The following is a 16,863-nucleotide window of genomic DNA, read 5'->3' as shown; positions in this document are numbered from 1 at the left end:
CTGTTTCCCCAGGTGTTTCCCGTTTCCCGTCGGATCGGGCGACGGGCGGGTCCTCGACGCCGACCGGCCCGCCGCACAGGCTCGGAGGGTAGCAACCGAACCGCAGCGACCGGACTTTCGGCGGGACGAACGGGGACCACGAATGCGACACACCCGGCACAGGATCAACAGGATCACCAGGGCGGCCAGCGCCCTCTGCGTACTGGCGCTCAGCGGATGGGCGGCGGGGCCGACCGCGCAAGCGGCCCCGTCGGCCCCGGCGCGGGCCGCGGCGGCGGCCGGCACCTGCGACGTACTCGCGCCGGGCGCCTCGGCGGTGGCGGAGAAGGCGGTACGGGCGGCCTGCGGGCAGATCGGCGTCTGGTACTCGTGGGGCGGTGGCCACGGTGCGCAGCCCGGCGCCACCTACGGGCAGGTGGACCCCAGCGACCCCGCCAGCAACCACGACCCCGAGCGGCGCGGTTTCGACTGCTCGGGGCTGGTGCGGTTCGCCTACGCCCAGGCCACCGGGCAGGACATCCTCAACGGCACCTCCCGGAGCCAGTTCAACACCACACACGCGTCGGCACGCTTCAGCGCCGCCCAGGGCACCGCACCGCTGCGCCCCGGTGACCTGCTCGCCTACGGCAACGGCGGCGCGATCCACCACATCGCGGTCTACCTCGGCGCGGGGAAGATGGTCGAGGCCCGGCAGTCGGGCACGCACGTCATGGTCAGCGACGCCCGGGTGGGCGGCGACTACGCCGGAGCGGTCCGGATCGACGGCACCGCGGCGCCGGGCGGCGGCTTCAGTACCTGGGGCACCGACGTCTGGACGCACGCCGACGCGTCCACCACGAGCGCGCGGGTGTACAAGTTCGCCGGCCCGACCTCGGTGAAGATCAGCTGCCAGAAGCACGCGCAGTCCGTCACCGCCGAGGGCTTCACCAACGACGCCTGGTCCTATCTGCCGGACTACCGCGCGTGGATCACCAACATCTACATCAAGGGTCCCGCCTGGCTCGTCGGCGTACCCACCTGTCCGTGAGGGCGTAGCGCCGCCCCGGACCTCACGTTCCACCTCACCCCACGCACCACCCGCACCCATCATCTGGAGGAGTCATGTCCGCACGCAGCAGGTTCGTCCTCGCGCTGGCCGCCACCGCTCTCACCGCGGGGCTGACGGCCGCCGTCCCCGCCTCGGCCGCGCCCGCGGCACCCGCCCCGCACGCCAGGGCCGCCGCCGACTGCAGCATCTGGGCGGACGGCCGCCTGCACTGCGGGAACGCGGCCGGAGCGAAGGGGTACGCAGACCGTTCGTACAATTCCGCGGTCAGGGGACAGCTGAACTCGACGTTCAGCTGGTTCCAGTGCTGGGGCCACGGCGACCGGCACGGGGGCGGCAACGACATCTGGTACTGGACGCAGCTCGACAACGGCCAGTGGGGCAACGTGCCGGCCGTGAGCGTCAAGACGCCGGTGGACCCCGCACCGGGCCTGCGCGAGTGCTGAGCTGACGACCCGCCGGCCTCCGGTCGGCGGACGGCACGGTGGGCCGCTCCTGATCCGGGGCGGCCCACCGTGCTGTCCGCCGGCAGAGGTCAGGCCACGTCGCCGAGGGCGCGCAGCGCCGTGACGGCGATGCCGTGGTCCTGCTCGGGGGCGCCGCCGCCGAGGCCGATCGCACCGATCAGGCGCCCGCCGCGGTGGACGGGCACGCCGCCCGCGATGAACAGCAGCGGCCGGTCGAGGGCGGTCGGCAGGGTGTGGAACGGGGCGCCGGGCTGGACCGCCTCGACCAGGTCCGCGGTCGGCGCGTTCAACTGCAGGGCGGTGAACGCCTTGCGGGTGCTGGTCTCGCCGGAGATCAGCACCGCGCGGTCGTCGCGCCGGAAGGCCAGCAGGTGCCCGCCGGCGTCGAGGACGCTGACGCTGACCGGTACTCCGGCGGTCTCCGCGGCCGCACGGGCGGCTTCGACGAGGGTCTCGGCGTCCTGGATGGTCAGCGGGAAGACAGCGTTTGGGGGTGGTGGTGCTCATGGGGTGGTTCTCCTCAGTGGGGTGGTGCGATGACGGGGCGGGGCGGGTGGGGTCCCGCGGTGGGAAACGGGATGGTTCAGAGGTGGGCCGGAACGGACACCGGCTCCCGCTCGACGGTCGGCGTGGGCGCGGCGGAGGCGGCGGGCACGCTGTCGGCGGTGAGCCGGCGGTGGGCGGTGGTCCGGCGCTCCAGGGAGCCCGACACGATCGCGAGCACCAGCGCCGCGGCGGCGAGCGCGCCGCCGACCCAGTTGGGCGCGGTGTAGCCGAGGCCCGAGGCGATGACGATGCCGCCGAGCCAGGCCGCGAGGGCGTTGCCGAGGTTGAAGGCGCCGATGTTCACGGCGGAGGCGAGGGTCGGGGCACCGGCCGCCTGGTCCAGGACCCGCTTCTGCAGCGGCGGGACGGTCGCGAAGCCCAGGGCGCCGATCAGCAGGATGGTGACGGCGGCCGCGACCTTGTTGTGGGCGGTGAAGGTGAACAGCGTCAGGACGACCGCGAGGGAGCCCAGCGTCACGTACAGCATGGGCATCAGGCGGCGGTCGGCGTACCGGCCGCCGATCAGGTTGCCGCCGACCATGCCGAGGCCGAACAGGACCAGCAGCCAGGTGACGGAGGTGTCCGCGAAGCCCGCGACGTCGGTCATCATCGGGGTGATGTAGGTGATGGCGGCGAAGACCCCGCCGAAACCGAGGACGGTCATCGCCATCGCGAGCAGCACCTGGACGTTGCGGAAGGCCGCCAGCTCGTGGCGCAGCCGTACGCCTTCGGGCCGGGGCTGTTCCGGCAGCAGCTTGGCGATGCCGAGCAGGCCCAGGACGCCGAGGCCCGCGACGACGAAGAACGTGGTACGCCAGCCGAAGTTCTGGCCCACGAGGGTGCCGAGCGGTACGCCGACCACGTTGGCGACGGTCAGACCGGTGAACATCATCGCGATGGCTCCGGCCTCCTTCGCCGGGGCGACCAGGCCGGCCGCGACCACCGCGCCGATGCCGAAGAACGCGCCGTGCGCGAGGGAGGCGACGATGCGCCCGGCGAGCATCACACCGAAGACCGGGGCGACCGCGGAGATCACGTTGCCCGCGATGAACAGGCCCATCAGCAGCATCAGCATGCGCTTGCGGGAGATCCGGGTGCCGAGGACGGTCATCAGCGGGGCGCCGAGCACCACGCCGAGGGCGTAGCCGGTGACCAGGAATCCGGCGGTCGGGATCGTGACGCCGTAGTCGGCGGCGACCTCGGGCAGGAGCCCCATGATCACGAACTCGGTGGTGCCGATCCCGAAGGCCCCGATAGCGAGGGCCAGGAGTGCGAGAGGCATGGGGTTCACTTCCCAGTAACGTTGCGAGTGCGCCTTACGGGACCTCACAATAATTGCAGACGCGTTTCATTGCAAACGCGGGCTATCGCGGTAGTGCTCTATCCTGTGCTGTATGCGCGCTCACGCCCGCACCTCGCCGCAGAAGGGACCCTCCATGACCGCCACCGACCCCGCACTCACCGGTCTCGCCCAGGGCTGGTGGGCGCTGTCGCTGCTGCACGGCCGGATCGAGGCGCACATCGAGCGGGCGCTGCAGGCGGGGCACGACCTGAGCGTCCGCGAGTACTCACTGCTCGACGTCCTCAGCCGCCAGCACGACGGCGAAGGCGGCCACCTGCGGATGCACCAGGTCGCCGACTCCGTCGTCCTCAGCCAGAGCGCGACCACCCGGCTGGTCTCCCGGCTCGAGGACCGCGGGCTGCTCTCCCGCTATCTGTGCCCGACCGACCGCCGCGGCATCTACACCAACGTCAGCGAGGCCGGTCTGAAACTCCTCGCCGAGGCCCGCCCGACGAACGACGCCGCCCTGCGCGAGGCCCTCGACGAGGCCGCGAAGAACCCCGAGCTGACCCCGCTGGCCAACGCCGTCGAATCACTGGGCGCGCCCGCCTGAACCGCCCGGGAGTGCTCCGGGGCGGGCGGCCCGCCCCGGAGCACTCACCTCACCCCGGTCACTCCAGCGTGAAGTCCTCGAAGTCGAACCCGGGGGCGACGACGCACGTCACGAGAACCGGCTCGTCGCCCGCGGGCTCGGCGGACTGCCAGAACCCGCCGGGCACCAGGAACTGCGGCTGCTCCCCGTTCTCGACCCCGCTCCCGAGCACCGCCTCGACGGCCCCGGCCTCGTCCGGGCGCTCGCCGTCGCCGCCCAGCCGCATCCGCAGCGGGCCTCCGCGGTGCCACAGCCACAGCTCGTCGGAGCGCACCCGGTGCCACTTCGAGACCTCGCCCGGGTGCAGCAGGAAGTAGATGCCGGTCGCGAACGCCCGCGGCCCCGGATACCCGGCGGGGACCGCCTCGCCGGGGGCCTTCCAGGTCTCCCGGTACCACCCGCCCTCGACATGGGGTTCCAGACCGAGCAGCGCGACCAGTTCAGAGATGTCCGTCATGGACCCAGCCTCTCGCACTTGACGCGGCATGGGGCCGGCGCGCACAGGGGGCGGCGGGCCTGTGGTGTCCCACCACATGGGTCAACGGACCAGCTGTTTCTACGGTGTGGCAGCACCCGGATAATCCGTCCCCGCCCGGAAGTGGAAACCATGACTGCCCAGGCCCCCGCGCCACCCACCCCCGGCTCGCTCCGCCGCATCGTCGCCGCGAGCCTGATCGGCACCACCATCGAGTGGTACGACCACTCATCCGAAGAAAGCTAGGACCTGCGGGTTTCCTTGATCCGGGCCGTCGCAGTCAGCACGGAACCAGCACCGGGATCTTGGCGTGCTGATCCAGTGCTGGCTGGGCCGCACCGCAGCGTTTGCCGCCGAGCCCGGCAGCAGGCGAGGAACGATCACGGAGCGTCGGTGCCGAGGGAACCAACGACACCCGCCCGGCCCAGGGTCACCCGGCGTCGACGTCAGCTGTGGCCACGTACCGGGTGTGGCTGGTAGGGCCGCTCCATCCGGGCGATCTCCTCATCGGTGAGCGCCACGTCCACCGCCGCGACCGCGTCGTCCAGGTGGGCCGTCTTGGTGGCTCCCACGATGGGCGCGCTGACCACGGGCTTGCTCAACAGCCATGCCAGCGCGATCTGTGCCATCGGCAGCCCCCGCTCGTCGGCGACGGCCGCGACCGCGTCGACCACGTCGAAGTCGGCCTCCGTGTAGAACTTTTCGGCCAGGGCGTCGTTCCCGGCGCGAACGGTGCGCTGTTCACCGCCCCGCCTACGCGAACCCGCGAGCAGCCCGCGCGCCAGTGGGCTCCAGGGGATGGCTCCAGCTCCTTCGTCGAGGCAGAGCGGGATCATCTCCCGTTCCTCCTCCCGGTACACCAGGTTGTAGTGGTTCTGCATGGACGCGAACCTGGTCCAGCCCGCCGCCCGTGCGGTGTATTGGGCCTTGGCGAACTGATGGGCGAACATGCTGGACGCGCCGATGTAGCGAGCCTTCCCGGACCGCACAACGTCGTACAACGCTTCCATGGTCTCCTCGATCGGGGTCTCGTAGTCCCAGCGGTGGATCTGGTAGAGGTCCACATGGTCGGTCTTCAACCGCCGCAGCGAGGCGTCGATGCTCGCCATGATGTGCTTGCGGGACAGACCACCGTCGTTGGGACCCGGCCCCATCGGGAAGTAGACCTTCGTGGCGAGCACGTAGTCGTCGCGGTGCGGGAAGAGTTCGGTGAGCAGCCGTCCGGTGATCTCCTCGCTCCGGCCCAGCGAGTACATGTCGGCGGTGTCGAAGAACGTCACGCCGGCCTCGACCGCACGCCGGACGATGGGCTCGGCAGCGTCCTCGCGGAGCATCCATTTCTCATCGGCCGGGTCGCCGTAACTCATCATGCCCAGGCCAATCCGTGACACCTTCAGGCCTGAGGTGCCGAGCCGGGTGTACTTCACGCTGTCTCCCTTTGATGTGTCTGGTCTTGTTGCTGGTGGATCGCGATCGCGCCGATGACCAGTGCGATGCCTGCGAGATCCTGCGGGGTGAAATGCTGGCCGCCGTCGAGGCGTACATGCGGACCATCGCAATGAGCGTGTCCCGACCGCCGAACGGCCGGGCGCCTCGGCCCACCGCATTGCCCTCGGCACTGTGGGCGGGGCGGCGACGCTGACCCTGGCGACGTACGGGGCAGCGCAGGCTGTGACACGCGGCCGGAAGCGGAGGTGGCGCTCCGCCGCGATCAGTGGCGGTTAGACCAGCGCGGCGGTGCTCGCACAGGTCAAAGTGCCCGTGAGGGTGCCAGTGGCCGTGTCGGTGAGGAGGCCCCGGTGCGCTCGACGGGGAGCTTGGCGAGGGTGTCGGTGTCGGCGGTCCGGGCGTAGGTGGCTACACCGGCGCCGGAGACATCCGCCCATATGGTCGGGTTGGCGCTGCCGATGGTCATGAGTACCGACGTCTTCCCCCCGGCGTGAGAGATGAGGGCGGTGACGTCGGAGGCCGTGCTGGAGGTCGCCGTCGTGAGCAGGTCCCCGGCCGGGTCCTTGCGCCCGGCGCAGTCGACCTTGTCGAAGTGATAGGTGGCACCGCCCGAGCCGGTCACGGTGAGAGTGCCACTGCCGCCGCCGGAGGCGGCGCCGTTCGGCGCTGTGCTCTTTGCTGTGGCGCTGCCCGATGTGGTGTCCGAAGCCGTCGCGCTCCCCCTCGTGGCCGAGGACGAGCTGCCGCAGCCCGCGACGACGAGGATGGACAAGGCTCCGACCGCAGGAACGGCGGAGCGAAGGGATATACGGTTCATAAGCCAGATCCTTAAGTGACCCTTGTCGGGCTGCGGCGATCATCCCACCGGAGACTGCCAGTTCTGAGAGGGCGTACTCCGAGCATTTCGCCCTTTGCCCCTTGTTCGGTCAACTAGCTTTCGCAGCGAGAGATGTGACGTTCTGCCGCGATGAGCTGATGTGGAGCCATGGGCGAGCGTGCCCCGTAGCCGTGGCGGTCAGGCGTCGAACGGGGCCGCGGCGACCAGGTCGAGGAAGCGCGCGTGCTGGAACAGGGCGGCGATCGTCGAGTCGGGTTTAGCCGTCGCCTGCCGGGTCATTGCCTCGCTCACGTAGGCGGAGAACCCCTGCCGGGGGTGGCGTTCGAGCACCTCGGCGACCAACGCGGGCGGCAGCTGGTCCAGGCGTAGGCCGACGACGTCCGCCACGGCGCCCAGGTGGACCGCGGCTACCTCGGGCCGGGGGTCGTCGGCCGTGCTGATCTCCAGGTGCAGGGCGATCGCGTCCCGGACCAGCTCGACCAGCTCGGGCCGCGCGCCGCGGGTGGTCAACTCCTTTGCGGCCAGCCAAGATCCGTGCAACTCGAACGGAGTAACGGGGTCGTCGTACGCCTCGACCAGAGCCAGGTCATGCAGGGCGGCGGCGATGAACAGGGCTTCCGCGTCGAAGGCGCGCTGCCGCCCGTCGAGGAGGGCGGCACCGAAGCGGTAGGTGCGGTAGCAGTGGGCCACCAGGGTGGGTGGGCAGGCGGTGTGCAGCAACTGGTCGGCTGCACGGGCGAGCAGTGAGTCAGGGAACGGGGACAGTGGCACGAGTGGGGCTCTCTCTTCGTTGGCCGCGGTGGCGGAAGCGGCGGCGGCACTCGGCGAGGGGTGGTGACGAGCCGTCGGCGGAAGGCCCGGTGCGGCGTTGCCACCGAGCCGAGTCCGCTGACGTCCGCGACCTCGGGCAGGCTCTGCTCGGTGTCCTCCGGCAGGCGGCGCGCGGCCTCCAACCGGACGGCTTCGATGTACGCAGCGGGCGTGCTGCTCGTGCGCTGGCGGAGAGGCACGAGAAGTGACGCATACTCAGCTGCAGCTGTTCGGCGCCGCCACCAGCACTCGAATCGACGATGCGGGAGCCACCGTGTCCTTCATGCGGCGATGGCGTCGACCGGGGCGGGGGCGCCGTTCATGTTGATGGCGTCGGCGTCGGCGGTGGTGGCCGTGAGGACGGTGAGCGCGGCGAGTGCGGCGATGGCAGTGACGGCGGCGGCGAGCTTGCGCATGGTGGTGCCCTTCGTCGGGGGTTGACGGTTCGAGTTCTGCTCTATCGGGTTATGACAGTGCGTCGGCGTGGTGTCGGCTCAGTCGGCCGCGGGCTCTGCCGATTCCCCCACCCGGTTGACCGTGCCGGTCGCCACGTCGTAGACGAGGCCGGTCAACCGCAGGTCGGCGGGGATGAGCGGTGTGTGGCGAAGGACCTGAAGGTCTGCCCTCACCGCGGCGGTCGGATCCGCGAGGTGTTTGGCGTCGAGCTCGTCCTCGCTGACGCCGAAGATCTGAGCGGCGAGGGCGGCGTGCTCCGGCCGGGCGAGGCGTGAGGTACCGCAGTCGGTGTGGTGCATCACGACTATCTCGACGTCCAGGTCCAGGTTCTCGACGAGGGCCACGGTCGCGAGAGTCGTGAGCGTCCGCACCACGTCCGGTGTGACCCGGCCGCCCTCGTTGCGGATCACCACGGCCTCGTCGAGTCGCAGCCCCAGCACGTGGGCGGGGTCGACCCGGTGATCACAGCAGGTGACCAGAACCGTCTGGAGCGACGGCACCAAGGACGAGGCGCGCCCGGGGTGGTGCTCGGCGTGCGCCTGGTTCCGCTTCAACAGTTCGCCGGTGACGGTCATGGGATGTGCTCCTCGGTGATGGGTCGGCGAACGTTGCCGTCCTTCGAGGAAGATCGTCCCTCCGTGACCACGCTCCTGCCGAGGGGCGGGATCGCCCTCTTGTGGGGGTATTCTCGCCACATGAATCACACACCGTACCGAGTGGGAGTCCTGGCTTTCGACGGGTGCTTCGCCTCGGAGGCGTTCGGATTCGCCGACCTGCTGACCGTGGCGAACCAGGTCGCCGTGCACCTCCACGGCGACCTGGCTCCCAGGTTCGAGGTCGCGATCGTGGCCGCCCGCCGCCAGGTGACCGCCTCGGGCGGTGTCTCCCTCGGTACGGTCGCCGTGCCCGCCTCGCTCGACCTTCTCGTCGTGCCGGGCTTCGAGCTGATACCGAATCAGGACTTGGACGCCCGACTGCGCACCCTCGACAGAGAGGTCGGTGTGATCGGGCAGGTCGCCGGCAGTGGGGTGCCGATCGCGTCGATCTGCCTCGGGGCGTTCCTCCTCGGGGAGGCCGGGCTGCTCGACGGACGCCGGGTGACGACCGCCTGGCTGTTCGCCCGGGCCCTGGCCGCCCGCTACCCGCGAGCGACGGTGGACGCGAAGGCCCTCATCGTCGAGGACGCGGGGATCACCACCACTGGGGCGTTCAGCACCGCCTTCGACCTCGCTATGACGGTGATCAGCCGTTCGATGGGGGACGAGATCGCCCGGGTGGCCGCCCGCGTCACCCTCGTACCCGACGGCCGCACCAGCCAGGCGCCCTACGTGGACGAGGCAATCTCGGCGGCACCCGGTCGGCAGTTCTCCGGCGACGTGAAGCGGTGGCTCGAGGCCCGGACCTCGCAGCCCTACAGCCTGTCCGAGCTGGCGGCGGCCTTCCACGTGAGCACCAGGACGATGCTGCGACGCTTCCGGGCCGAGACCGGCGAGAGCCCGCTCAGCCATCTCCAGTGCGTACGCATCGGCACGGCGAAGGCCCTCCTCGAAACCTCCGACCTGCGCCTTTCGGACGTCATGTCGAGGGTCGGCTATCTCGACCAGGGCACGTTTCGGCGCCTGTTCACGTCGCACACCGGTATGAGCCCGGCCGAGTATCGCGGCCAGTTCCGGAGAGGCCCGGGTCGTGTACGAGCAAGCTGTCGCGGTTCTGAAGGTGACGTCACAGCGACCCGCCCGGCGACGCCGGAGGGCCGTCGCTCGGCACGCCAAGAGCGGCAGCCGGCCACCACCCAAGCCGTCCAAAGCAGCCCGACACCTCATCCCCTCCGCGGAGTTGGCTGATCCAATTGATCGTCAAACGCCCGGTGTTACAGGTACGGTCTTGCGCTGTCGGGGGGACGGACGAGGGGAGCGTGCTGGGTATGGGGCCATTGGCGGCGGATGATCCTGAGAGAATCGGTGACTACAGGTTGCTGCGTCGGCTCGGCGCGGGTGGCATGGGGCGGGTGTATCTCGGGCGGACGGCCGGGGGCCGGACGGTCGCCGTCAAGGTGGTGCACAGCGACTTCGCCGCCGACGCCGAGTTCCGGGCCCGATTCCGTCAGGAGGTCGCGGCAGCCCGGCTGGTGGGCGGTCAGTGGACGGCCCCCGTGCTGGATGCCGACACCGAGAGTGAGCGCCCCTGGGTGGCCACCGGCTACGTTGCCGGGCCCGCACTCGGCGAGGCGGTACGGGAGTTCGGGCCGCTGCCGGCCCGGTCCGTCCGCACGCTCGGCGCCGGGCTTGTCGAAGCTCTGGCGGCGGTGCACGGGCTGGGGCTGGTGCACCGGGATCTCAAGCCGTCAAATGTGATACTGGCCCTGGACGGGCCGCGTCTGATCGACTTCGGTATCACCCGGGCACTGGATGCCGCCACCACGCTCACCCGGACCGGCTTCGTGGTCGGCTCGCCGGGTTTCATGTCGCCCGAGCAGGCACAGGGCCGGCCGGCCGGGCCGCCCAGCGACGTCTTCTCGCTGGGCGCGGTCCTGGCCTTCGCGGCTACCGGCATCTCTCCGTTCGGGGAGGGCCTGAGTGCGGCCGTGCTGCTGTACCGCGTGCTGCACGAGGAACCAGAGCTGGGCGGTCTCGACGGAGATTTGCGCGACCTCGTCCTGGACTGCTTGGCCAAGGGCCCCGGCGACCGGCCGACGCCGGCGCAGTTGCGGGAGCGCCTTGAGAGCGGCGGGTCCGGCACCCTGCGACTGGGCCAGGACGGATGGCTGCCGGCTGCGATATCCGGCTCGTTGGCGCGGTTGGCCGTCGAGCTGCTGGATCTCGATACGGGCCTGAGCGTAAACGGCGTCGGCGCGGCGGCAGGAGCGGAGTCCGGACCGTTGTCGGCAAGCAGTGTGCTGCCCACCGGGTGGACGTTGACGGGGCCTCAGCTGTTGACGCAGCCTCAGCCGAAAGTCCAGGTGGGGGCGCCCTCTCAGCCGCAAACGCCACCGACACTGCCGACACCACCTCAGCCGCAGACGCCACCGCAGGTGTGGCCACCGGCCCAGCAGGCTGGTCCGAGTACGCCGCTGTATGCCCAGGCCGGCCCCCATCCGAAGCCTTGGCCGCAAGGGACATCTCCCCGCCGAAGCCGGAGCGGTGCGATGATCGCAGGTATCGCCGCGCTGTCAGTGGCAGCCTCCGTCGCTCTGACGCTGTGGCTGTCGGGTAGCTGGCCGGGCGCCGGGGATGGGAACTCGCAGGTGCCGGGCGCGGCACCGGGCCAGTCGTCCGGCGCCTCGAAATCCTCCGGCAAGCCGCCGGGCCAACCCGCGCCGCAGACCTCGCAACCGGCCGCCGGCATCCCGGCCGCTCTTGTCGGGACCTGGCAGGGGACGCTGAGCGCTACGCAGTCCGGAGTGACCATGACGTACCGCATCGAGCTCACACAAGGCAACACAGGCGAAACGATCGGCCATTCCAGCAGCACCTTCGACAGCCTCGGCTTCCAGTGCGCCGGAGCAGACGTCCTGGTCTCCGCGTCGACCAGATCGATTACGGCGACTGAGTCGTCGGTCAGTACCAATACCCTCTGCGACGCTCGGCCGGTACAGGTGACCTTCAGACTGAACACCAGCGGCAGCCTGCAGGCGACCGCACCAGGAGTGAGCGGCGAACTCACCAAGCAGGGCTAAGCCGTTTCTGATGGCTCTTGGCCAGGCGCGAAGCCGGTCCGGTGACACTCCGCGAGCCACCTCGTGAGGCGCGGGCTGCCTCATCGGACGCACCCGCGCCAGCGCGAGGACGGTTTCAAGAGCGGTCAGAAGCGCTCTGGCCTTTCCCTTCAATGGGCCACGCGCTACCCTCGATCGTTCATGAGTCCTCGTCAGTTTGTTGACGGGGACTCTGCGGTTATGTGGTGCGGTCTTTCCGGGGCCGGGCCAGGTTGAGGGCCCGGTTGTCGCGTCGGGTGTGCGCCGGGTTCCACTTTCCGGGGGCGGTACTGCGGGTTGTTGGGGTGGTCGAAGTGGCTGGTCAGCCGGGGTTCGGCAGGCTTTGCAGCTGGTCGATCGCTCGGGTGATGATGTCGGTCCAGGGCCATCGGGCGGTGAAGCGAAGCCAGCGGCGGCGGCGGCCGGTGGTAACGAGTCGGGCGGCAGCGGAGAACAGGCACAGGCGGAGTTTCTTGGGCTCCCAGCTGCGGGTTTGGCTGGTCAGGGCGAGCATCGGCATCCATGCGAGGAGGTCGAGTGCGAGGGAGATGATCTCCAGCCAGATCTGGTTCTGCGCGGTCTGGTGCAGGAGGAGGTTGCGTAGGCCGGTGTCGCGGGCGTTGCGGATGCGGTCCTCGCATCGGGCCCGGCGGCGGTGGTGGAGTTCGAGGTCGGCGAGCTGGCCGCCTTGGGTGTTGGTCGCGAAGCAGGTGAGGCGGCTGCCGTCGATGTCGGTGAAGCGGAGTTGGGTGCCGGGGTGGGGTCGTTTCTTGCGGACGATCAGCCGCATGCCCTTGGGCCAGGAGGAGAGGTCGGGCATGTCGGTGATCTCCGCGATCCAGGCGCCGGGGCGGTTCGATGCCGTCGGAGTCGTAGGCCGGCGTCCAGGCCCGTTTCGGGATGCTCAGGACGGCGTGGTGGATGGTGTCGGTGATGGTCATTCCGACGGAATACGAGAGCCATCGGCCCCGGCGGGAGAGCCAGTCAAGGAAGGCATGGGTGCCGTCGGCGGAGTCGGTGCGGATCAGTGTCTGCCGTCCTTGCCGCAGGGCTTTGGGCAGTTGGGCCAGCGCGAGCTGGGTGGTGGTGATGTGGTCGGCGGCAGTGTTGGAGCCGGCGTTGCCGGGCCGCAGCAGGGCGGCCACCAGCTCCCCGGAACCGGATAGGCCGCGGTCGACGAACGCGACGAACGGATGATGCCCGAAGCTCGTCTTCCAGGTTGCGGTGGCGTCCTGTTTCTCGGAGTGCGCAAGTACCAGTACGCCGTCGATGTTCACGATCACGTGGCCGTCGGCGGCCGGGTTGGCAGCTGCGGCCAACTCCCAGACCCGCTTCCTCACTTCGGCTCGCGCCGAGCGGATCGCCGTGAGGGCTTTCGGCCCGGCCCCGGCAAGAACTCGTAGCGCTGGAGCCGTCATTGTGTTCGGGGTGCAGCTCAGTCATAGCCGAGACCGCCGCGTGACGCTGAGCGCGCACACCTTCCGGCCGTTCAACGACCACACGATGATCCTGGCCCGCATAGACAGCGAGGAAGCGCACTTCGCCGGCCAGGCCGCCCACGCCCCCTGCACGACCACGAGGTCACCGTCACGATCACCGCCGAGCTGCAAGAAGACATCGACACCGTGCACGGCTCGACTGCCTCCAGACGGGCAATCGGGCGCCGAGGCCATCCGCGGCCAGGGACAGGGCGCCGGCCCCGACGGGCAGTCCGGCCAGCCGGGAGCAGACGAACTCCAGCAGCACGGTCGCGTCAATCTTGCCGAGGGTGTGCTCCCACCGCAGGTCGGGACCAGCACCAACTGCCAGTGCGCCGAGCACGTTGCCCCGCGACTGCTACGTCCACGAGGCCACCGGACTGGCGCTGTTGCCCGGCTCCGCACGCTCGCGGTTCGAGGAAGACCTGTGGGACATGTGGGGCCTGGCCGACAAGCCCCGTTCCATCAAGCAGCACGAGCTGACCTGGGACTTCTCCCAGATCATGAACCCGAAATGGCGTGTGGTCGCCAAGGAGATCCTGATCGCGCTGCTCGCCCCGCAGCACGACAGCGTGCTGGAGTGCGCTCTCGCGCTGCGCAAGTACCGCAGTCCCCGCACCTGCAACCGCTTCCTGAGGAAGTTCACCGCGTGGTTCAACTGGCTGACCGCGAACGGGGTCACCTCCCTGGAGGAGGTCATGCAGGAGCACTGCGACCGGTTCACCTCCGAGGATCAGTGGTATGTCCCCAAGCCGGGTGCGCCTCCGGTCCAGGTGGAACCCGAGACGCTGGCCGAGAGCGTGCGCGTCGTCCAACTGATCACGCTGTACGGGGACCTGTTGTCCACGGACAGCTACCGGGCGGGCTTTGTCCCGTGGGACGGCCGGAGCACCATCAAGGTTGTCGGTGGCACGTGGCTGCGGGGCAACCGCACCCCGCCGGTGCCCGACCACCTCCTCCAGCCCGCGCTGGCCACCTGCCTCTACCTGGTCAACACGGTCGGTCCGCACCTCGCCGATCTTGTTGAGCAGGCCCGCGCCGACGCCGCGAGGACGAAGGGCTTCCCGCGTGGCACGCTGGCCCACGTCCCCGACTTGAAGCGCCTGTTCGCGCAGATGCATGTCGATCGCGTGCCGCTGCCGCTGGCCGATGGCAAAGGGCGGGCCCGGCGTATCAGCACCGGTGACCTCGCGCCCCTCAAAGACCTTGCGTGGTATCGCCTCGCGCACCAGGTCGGCACCAGCACCATCGCCGACCTGTTCCTGCGCGAGAAGATCACGCCCGAGCTCCTCGTGCTCGCCGAGGACGTAGGCTTCGAGAACTACTGGGCGCGCACCGCGCCGACGGTCGCCCGTGAAGAGGACGGCGCATCGGTGCCGTGGACAGCCCCGCTGTCCGACGCGGGGCTCCAATCGATGGTCGCCAACACCCTTGTGGCATGTCTGGTGGTGACCAGCGCGCTCAGCGGCATGCGCAACAGCGAACTGGTCGAACTCAACGTCGGCTGCCGGCGCCAGACGGTGACGAAGTCGGGCGGCACCCGCTACCGGCTCGCCGGCCGTTTGATCAAGGGCCAGAAACTGGGCGGGGTGCCCGACGACTGGGTCGTGATCGAGGACGTGCATCGTGCCGTTGCCCTGGCCGAGCACCTGGTGGGGGCGCCGCCCGGCGCCGCACTGTTCAACACCGTCGCCCTGTCGTTCGGCCTCACCCGCATGCGGAAGTGGCTGGAGGAGACCGGGAACCGGGAGCGCTGGGGTCTGCCGGTCATCCCGGCCGGCCCCATCAACGCCCGGATGCTGCGCCGGAAGCTCGCACTGTCGATCGCCGCGCGGCCCGGCGGGCTGCTGGCCGCGAAGATCGCGCTGAAGCACATCTCCGTCGCCACAACAGAGGGGTATGCCGCGCGCCCGGCGGATCCCAGCGACTGTTCCTCACCGAGGTCGAGGAGGCCGAGGAAGAGAAGCACATGGAGCTCACCGTGGAAGCGTTCCGCGACCTCAAGGCGGGCCGCCACCCCGCCGGTCCCGGCGCCCGCGGATTGATCGAGGCACTCCAGCATGTGGATGCGCAGCTCAACGAGGCCGCCCGTCACGATCCGAAGGTCTTGGACGACGACCGGCACCTGGAGAGCCTTCTGCGCAAGCTGTCGAAGGTACTTCACGTCGGAGCGGCGAACTTCTGCTGGTTCCGCGACCCGTCCAAGGCGCTGTGCCTCAAACTCGCGGACACCCCGAACGCCAAGAAGCCGCTGGTGGGGATGTGTGACTCGGCCCGTTGCCCGCAGGCCACCCACCATCAAAGCCACCGGCCCGTGTGGCTCGGACAGATCGCCGTGATCGACACCTTCGTCGAGAGTCCTCGGGTGGCCAAGGGCGAGAAGGAACGGCTCCTGCCCGAACGCGACCGTGCCCAGCGCGTGGTCGCCGAGATCGACGCCGCCTCTGGGGCGACGTGAGAGAGGAATGTGATGGCTCGGCTCACCGAGAAGGACAAGTCCCGCAACGAGGCAGCGATCCGGGCCGCGATAGAGCGGATCTTGAGCGGGAACCTGCCGCCGGGCGGCAAGACCGATCTCAAGACCCTCGCCGCCGTTGCTGGAGTGACCCGCACCGGCTTCTACTCGAAGAAGAACCGCGACGGCACCCCCAGACCGGGCGCCTACCAGCACCTGGCCGAAGAGTTCGAGCGCCGGGTGCGCGAACTCCAGCAGGCCGGGAAGATCGTCGACCCGCGCGAGGCACAGATCGAGCGGCTGAAGGCCGAGCGAGCGGAACTGAAGAAGCGCCTCGCCGACCGCGACGCGCGCCTGGAGAAGCTCACCGGCTTCAAACAGCTGGCGATCTCCCGGCTGGCCGCCCAGCATGCGGAGATCGAACGCCTCCGCCAGCAAATCACCGACGGCGCCACCGTCCGGGTCCTGCCCGCCACCGCAGACCGCTCGGCGCCGCACGGATCGTGCAGTTGAACAGCCCCTGGAACTTGCCGAGCAGTCCGGAGCGAACCCTCTCACACACGGCGAGATCCGCAGTGCGGAACATCCACCGCGATCACGGTGTCGTCCTCCGGGATGCCGACATCCAACCACCGACTACCCCGCACTGCGCGATCTACCGCCCCGGCATGACGGATCTCCACCCCTGCATAGCCGACAAAGCCGGTCCGCGACTGACCCGCGAACGCGCGGAACGGCGACGAAATTTATCCACAGCCGCATTCCTGGACAATCTTTCTGGGCGAGCCGGAGAAAGGATCATCCGGACCGCTCGATACCAAACGCCCTCACGCAATCCGCCTCGTGTCCGGTTTCGTTGGCACTCTCGAAACCGCCACAGGCACCTACCGCCCGGCCCCGGCCCCCGAAACCGGGGATCCACCGACCTATTGACGCCCCCCGACCCAACATGGAAGTCGCCGCTGTGACCGTCTCTGACCACGCCGAAGTCGCCGTCATAACCCCGACCCAGCTACGCCCAGACCGTATCCCGTACCTGCTGGAGCTACACGCCAGCCTGCACCAGCAGGACGTCCAATGGCAGTGGGTCCTAGTACTGCAACGGTCTTTGTTCTGATGTGTGGGCAGTTTCTGGTGGTGTGTGGCCGCGTCGTTTGTAGTGGCTGATGCGGGCTTGGAATTGTCGGCGGCGGCGCCAGTGTGACCAGTGCAGGAC

At 69.7% G+C, this 16,863-nt stretch carries 16 protein-coding genes and 2 pseudogenes; 8 read left to right on the top strand and 10 right to left on the bottom strand.

All coding sequences use genetic code 11. The features are described from left to right. The first annotated feature begins 142 nt into the window (after positions 1–142). Complete coding sequence (locus tag O3W51_RS39165; RefSeq protein ID WP_138353970.1) at positions 143–1,027, top strand: C40 family peptidase; 885 nt, start codon at positions 143–145, stop codon at positions 1,025–1,027. Between the two features lie 74 nt (positions 1,028–1,101). Beyond that, positions 1,102–1,491 (top strand): hypothetical protein, encoded by a 390-nt coding sequence (locus O3W51_RS39160; protein ID WP_138353971.1) that lies wholly within the window; start codon positions 1,102–1,104, stop codon positions 1,489–1,491. Between the two features lie 89 nt (positions 1,492–1,580). Here the strand turns inward: O3W51_RS39160 and O3W51_RS39155 are convergent, their stop codons facing one another. After that, a complete protein-coding gene (locus O3W51_RS39155; protein WP_138353972.1) occupies positions 1,581–1,985 on the bottom strand; it encodes a GlcG/HbpS family heme-binding protein in 405 nt (134 codons plus the stop codon). 110 nt (positions 1,986–2,095) lie between these two features. Continuing rightward, positions 2,096–3,340 carry an MFS transporter gene (locus tag O3W51_RS39150; RefSeq protein ID WP_138353973.1) on the bottom strand — a complete coding sequence of 415 codons (1,245 nt, stop codon included), beginning with the start codon at positions 3,338–3,340 and terminating at the stop codon, positions 2,096–2,098. Positions 3,341–3,494: 154 nt separating this feature from the next. On the opposite strand from O3W51_RS39150, the gene O3W51_RS39145 reads away from it, so the two are divergent. After that, complete coding sequence (locus O3W51_RS39145) at positions 3,495–3,953, top strand: MarR family winged helix-turn-helix transcriptional regulator (protein WP_138354026.1); 459 nt, start codon at positions 3,495–3,497, stop codon at positions 3,951–3,953. A gap of 58 nt (positions 3,954–4,011) precedes the next feature. On the opposite strand, the gene O3W51_RS39140 is transcribed toward O3W51_RS39145, so the two are convergent. The 7 genes and pseudogenes from O3W51_RS39140 to O3W51_RS39115 all read right to left on the bottom strand — a co-directional run bounded on the left by O3W51_RS39140 (position 4,012) and on the right by O3W51_RS39115 (position 8,595). Then, positions 4,012–4,449 (bottom strand): cupin domain-containing protein, encoded by a 438-nt coding sequence (locus O3W51_RS39140; protein ID WP_138353974.1) that lies wholly within the window; start codon positions 4,447–4,449, stop codon positions 4,012–4,014. A gap of 464 nt (positions 4,450–4,913) precedes the next feature. Further along, on the bottom strand, positions 4,914–5,894 hold the full coding sequence (locus tag O3W51_RS39135; protein ID WP_198358540.1) for an aldo/keto reductase: 981 nt from the start codon (positions 5,892–5,894) through the stop codon (positions 4,914–4,916). Positions 5,895–6,217: 323 nt separating this feature from the next. Continuing rightward, the gene (locus O3W51_RS39130) at positions 6,218–6,733 is read right to left on the bottom strand and encodes a hypothetical protein (protein WP_198358541.1); all 516 of its coding nucleotides are present in this window, start codon (positions 6,731–6,733) and stop codon (positions 6,218–6,220) included. A gap of 198 nt (positions 6,734–6,931) precedes the next feature. Beyond that, positions 6,932–7,525 carry an HD domain-containing protein gene (locus O3W51_RS39125; protein WP_198358542.1) on the bottom strand — a complete coding sequence of 198 codons (594 nt, stop codon included), beginning with the start codon at positions 7,523–7,525 and terminating at the stop codon, positions 6,932–6,934. A gap of 110 nt (positions 7,526–7,635) precedes the next feature. Next, a pseudogene (locus O3W51_RS48605) lies at positions 7,636–7,764 on the bottom strand (AraC family transcriptional regulator); the annotation flags it as partial. Between the two features lie 81 nt (positions 7,765–7,845). Then, positions 7,846–7,980 carry a hypothetical protein gene (locus tag O3W51_RS39120; protein WP_269288646.1) on the bottom strand — a complete coding sequence of 45 codons (135 nt, stop codon included), beginning with the start codon at positions 7,978–7,980 and terminating at the stop codon, positions 7,846–7,848. 78 nt (positions 7,981–8,058) lie between these two features. Continuing rightward, positions 8,059–8,595: a carbonic anhydrase gene (locus O3W51_RS39115; protein WP_198358543.1), complete on the bottom strand. Its 537-nt coding sequence runs from the start codon at positions 8,593–8,595 to the stop codon at positions 8,059–8,061. Positions 8,596–8,715: 120 nt separating this feature from the next. Between O3W51_RS39115 and O3W51_RS39110 the strand changes: the two genes are divergently transcribed. Beyond that, on the top strand, positions 8,716–9,864 hold the full coding sequence (locus O3W51_RS39110; protein WP_198358544.1) for a GlxA family transcriptional regulator: 1,149 nt from the start codon (positions 8,716–8,718) through the stop codon (positions 9,862–9,864). 5 nt (positions 9,865–9,869) lie between these two features. After that, on the top strand, positions 9,870–11,696 hold the full coding sequence (locus O3W51_RS39105; RefSeq protein WP_269288645.1) for a serine/threonine-protein kinase: 1,827 nt from the start codon (positions 9,870–9,872) through the stop codon (positions 11,694–11,696). A gap of 340 nt (positions 11,697–12,036) precedes the next feature. On the opposite strand, the pseudogene O3W51_RS39100 reads toward O3W51_RS39105, so the two are convergent. Further along, positions 12,037–13,108, bottom strand: a pseudogene (locus O3W51_RS39100) (IS1380 family transposase); the annotation flags it as partial. A 428-nt stretch (positions 13,109–13,536) separates the two neighbouring features. Between O3W51_RS39100 and O3W51_RS39095 the strand changes: the two are divergent. From O3W51_RS39095 to O3W51_RS39085, 3 genes are read left to right on the top strand one after another with little or no spacing between them, the layout of a single operon-like run. Next, positions 13,537–15,237: an integrase gene (locus O3W51_RS39095; RefSeq protein WP_198358546.1), complete on the top strand. Its 1,701-nt coding sequence runs from the start codon at positions 13,537–13,539 to the stop codon at positions 15,235–15,237. Then, a complete protein-coding gene (locus O3W51_RS39090) occupies positions 15,162–15,650 on the top strand; it encodes a hypothetical protein (protein WP_198358547.1) in 489 nt (162 codons plus the stop codon). Before O3W51_RS39095 ends, O3W51_RS39090 begins: the two co-directional genes overlap by 76 nt. 12 nt (positions 15,651–15,662) lie before the next feature. Next, positions 15,663–16,160: a hypothetical protein gene (locus O3W51_RS39085; RefSeq protein ID WP_198358548.1), complete on the top strand. Its 498-nt coding sequence runs from the start codon at positions 15,663–15,665 to the stop codon at positions 16,158–16,160. Positions 16,161–16,863 lie beyond the last annotated feature (703 nt).

Source organism: Streptomyces sp. H39-C1, from assembly GCF_027158125.1.
GTDB lineage: Bacteria > Actinomycetota > Actinomycetes > Streptomycetales > Streptomycetaceae > Actinacidiphila > Actinacidiphila fildesensis.
Note: the sequence above shows the minus strand (reverse complement) of the source record. Positions and strands in the feature narration are given on the sequence as shown.

Excerpts from the sequence above, each read along its gene's own strand:
- O3W51_RS39160 (WP_138353971.1), top strand. The coding sequence starts at position 1,102 with ATGTCCGCACGCAGCAGGTTCGTCCTCGCGCTGGCCGCCACCGCTCTC.
- O3W51_RS39165 (WP_138353970.1), top strand. The coding sequence starts at position 143 with ATGCGACACACCCGGCACAGGATCAACAGGATCACCAGGGCGGCCAGC.
- O3W51_RS39140 (WP_138353974.1), bottom strand. The coding sequence starts at position 4,449 with ATGACGGACATCTCTGAACTGGTCGCGCTGCTCGGTCTGGAACCCCAT.
- O3W51_RS39115 (WP_198358543.1), bottom strand. The coding sequence starts at position 8,595 with ATGACCGTCACCGGCGAACTGTTGAAGCGGAACCAGGCGCACGCCGAG.
- O3W51_RS39130 (WP_198358541.1), bottom strand. The coding sequence starts at position 6,733 with ATGAACCGTATATCCCTTCGCTCCGCCGTTCCTGCGGTCGGAGCCTTG.
- O3W51_RS39150 (WP_138353973.1), bottom strand. The coding sequence starts at position 3,340 with ATGCCTCTCGCACTCCTGGCCCTCGCTATCGGGGCCTTCGGGATCGGC.
- O3W51_RS39145 (WP_138354026.1), top strand. The coding sequence starts at position 3,495 with ATGACCGCCACCGACCCCGCACTCACCGGTCTCGCCCAGGGCTGGTGG.
- O3W51_RS39085 (WP_198358548.1), top strand. The coding sequence starts at position 15,663 with ATGGCTCGGCTCACCGAGAAGGACAAGTCCCGCAACGAGGCAGCGATC.
- O3W51_RS39090 (WP_198358547.1), top strand. The coding sequence starts at position 15,162 with ATGGAGCTCACCGTGGAAGCGTTCCGCGACCTCAAGGCGGGCCGCCAC.
- O3W51_RS39110 (WP_198358544.1), top strand. The coding sequence starts at position 8,716 with ATGAATCACACACCGTACCGAGTGGGAGTCCTGGCTTTCGACGGGTGC.
- O3W51_RS39120 (WP_269288646.1), bottom strand. The coding sequence starts at position 7,980 with ATGCGCAAGCTCGCCGCCGCCGTCACTGCCATCGCCGCACTCGCCGCG.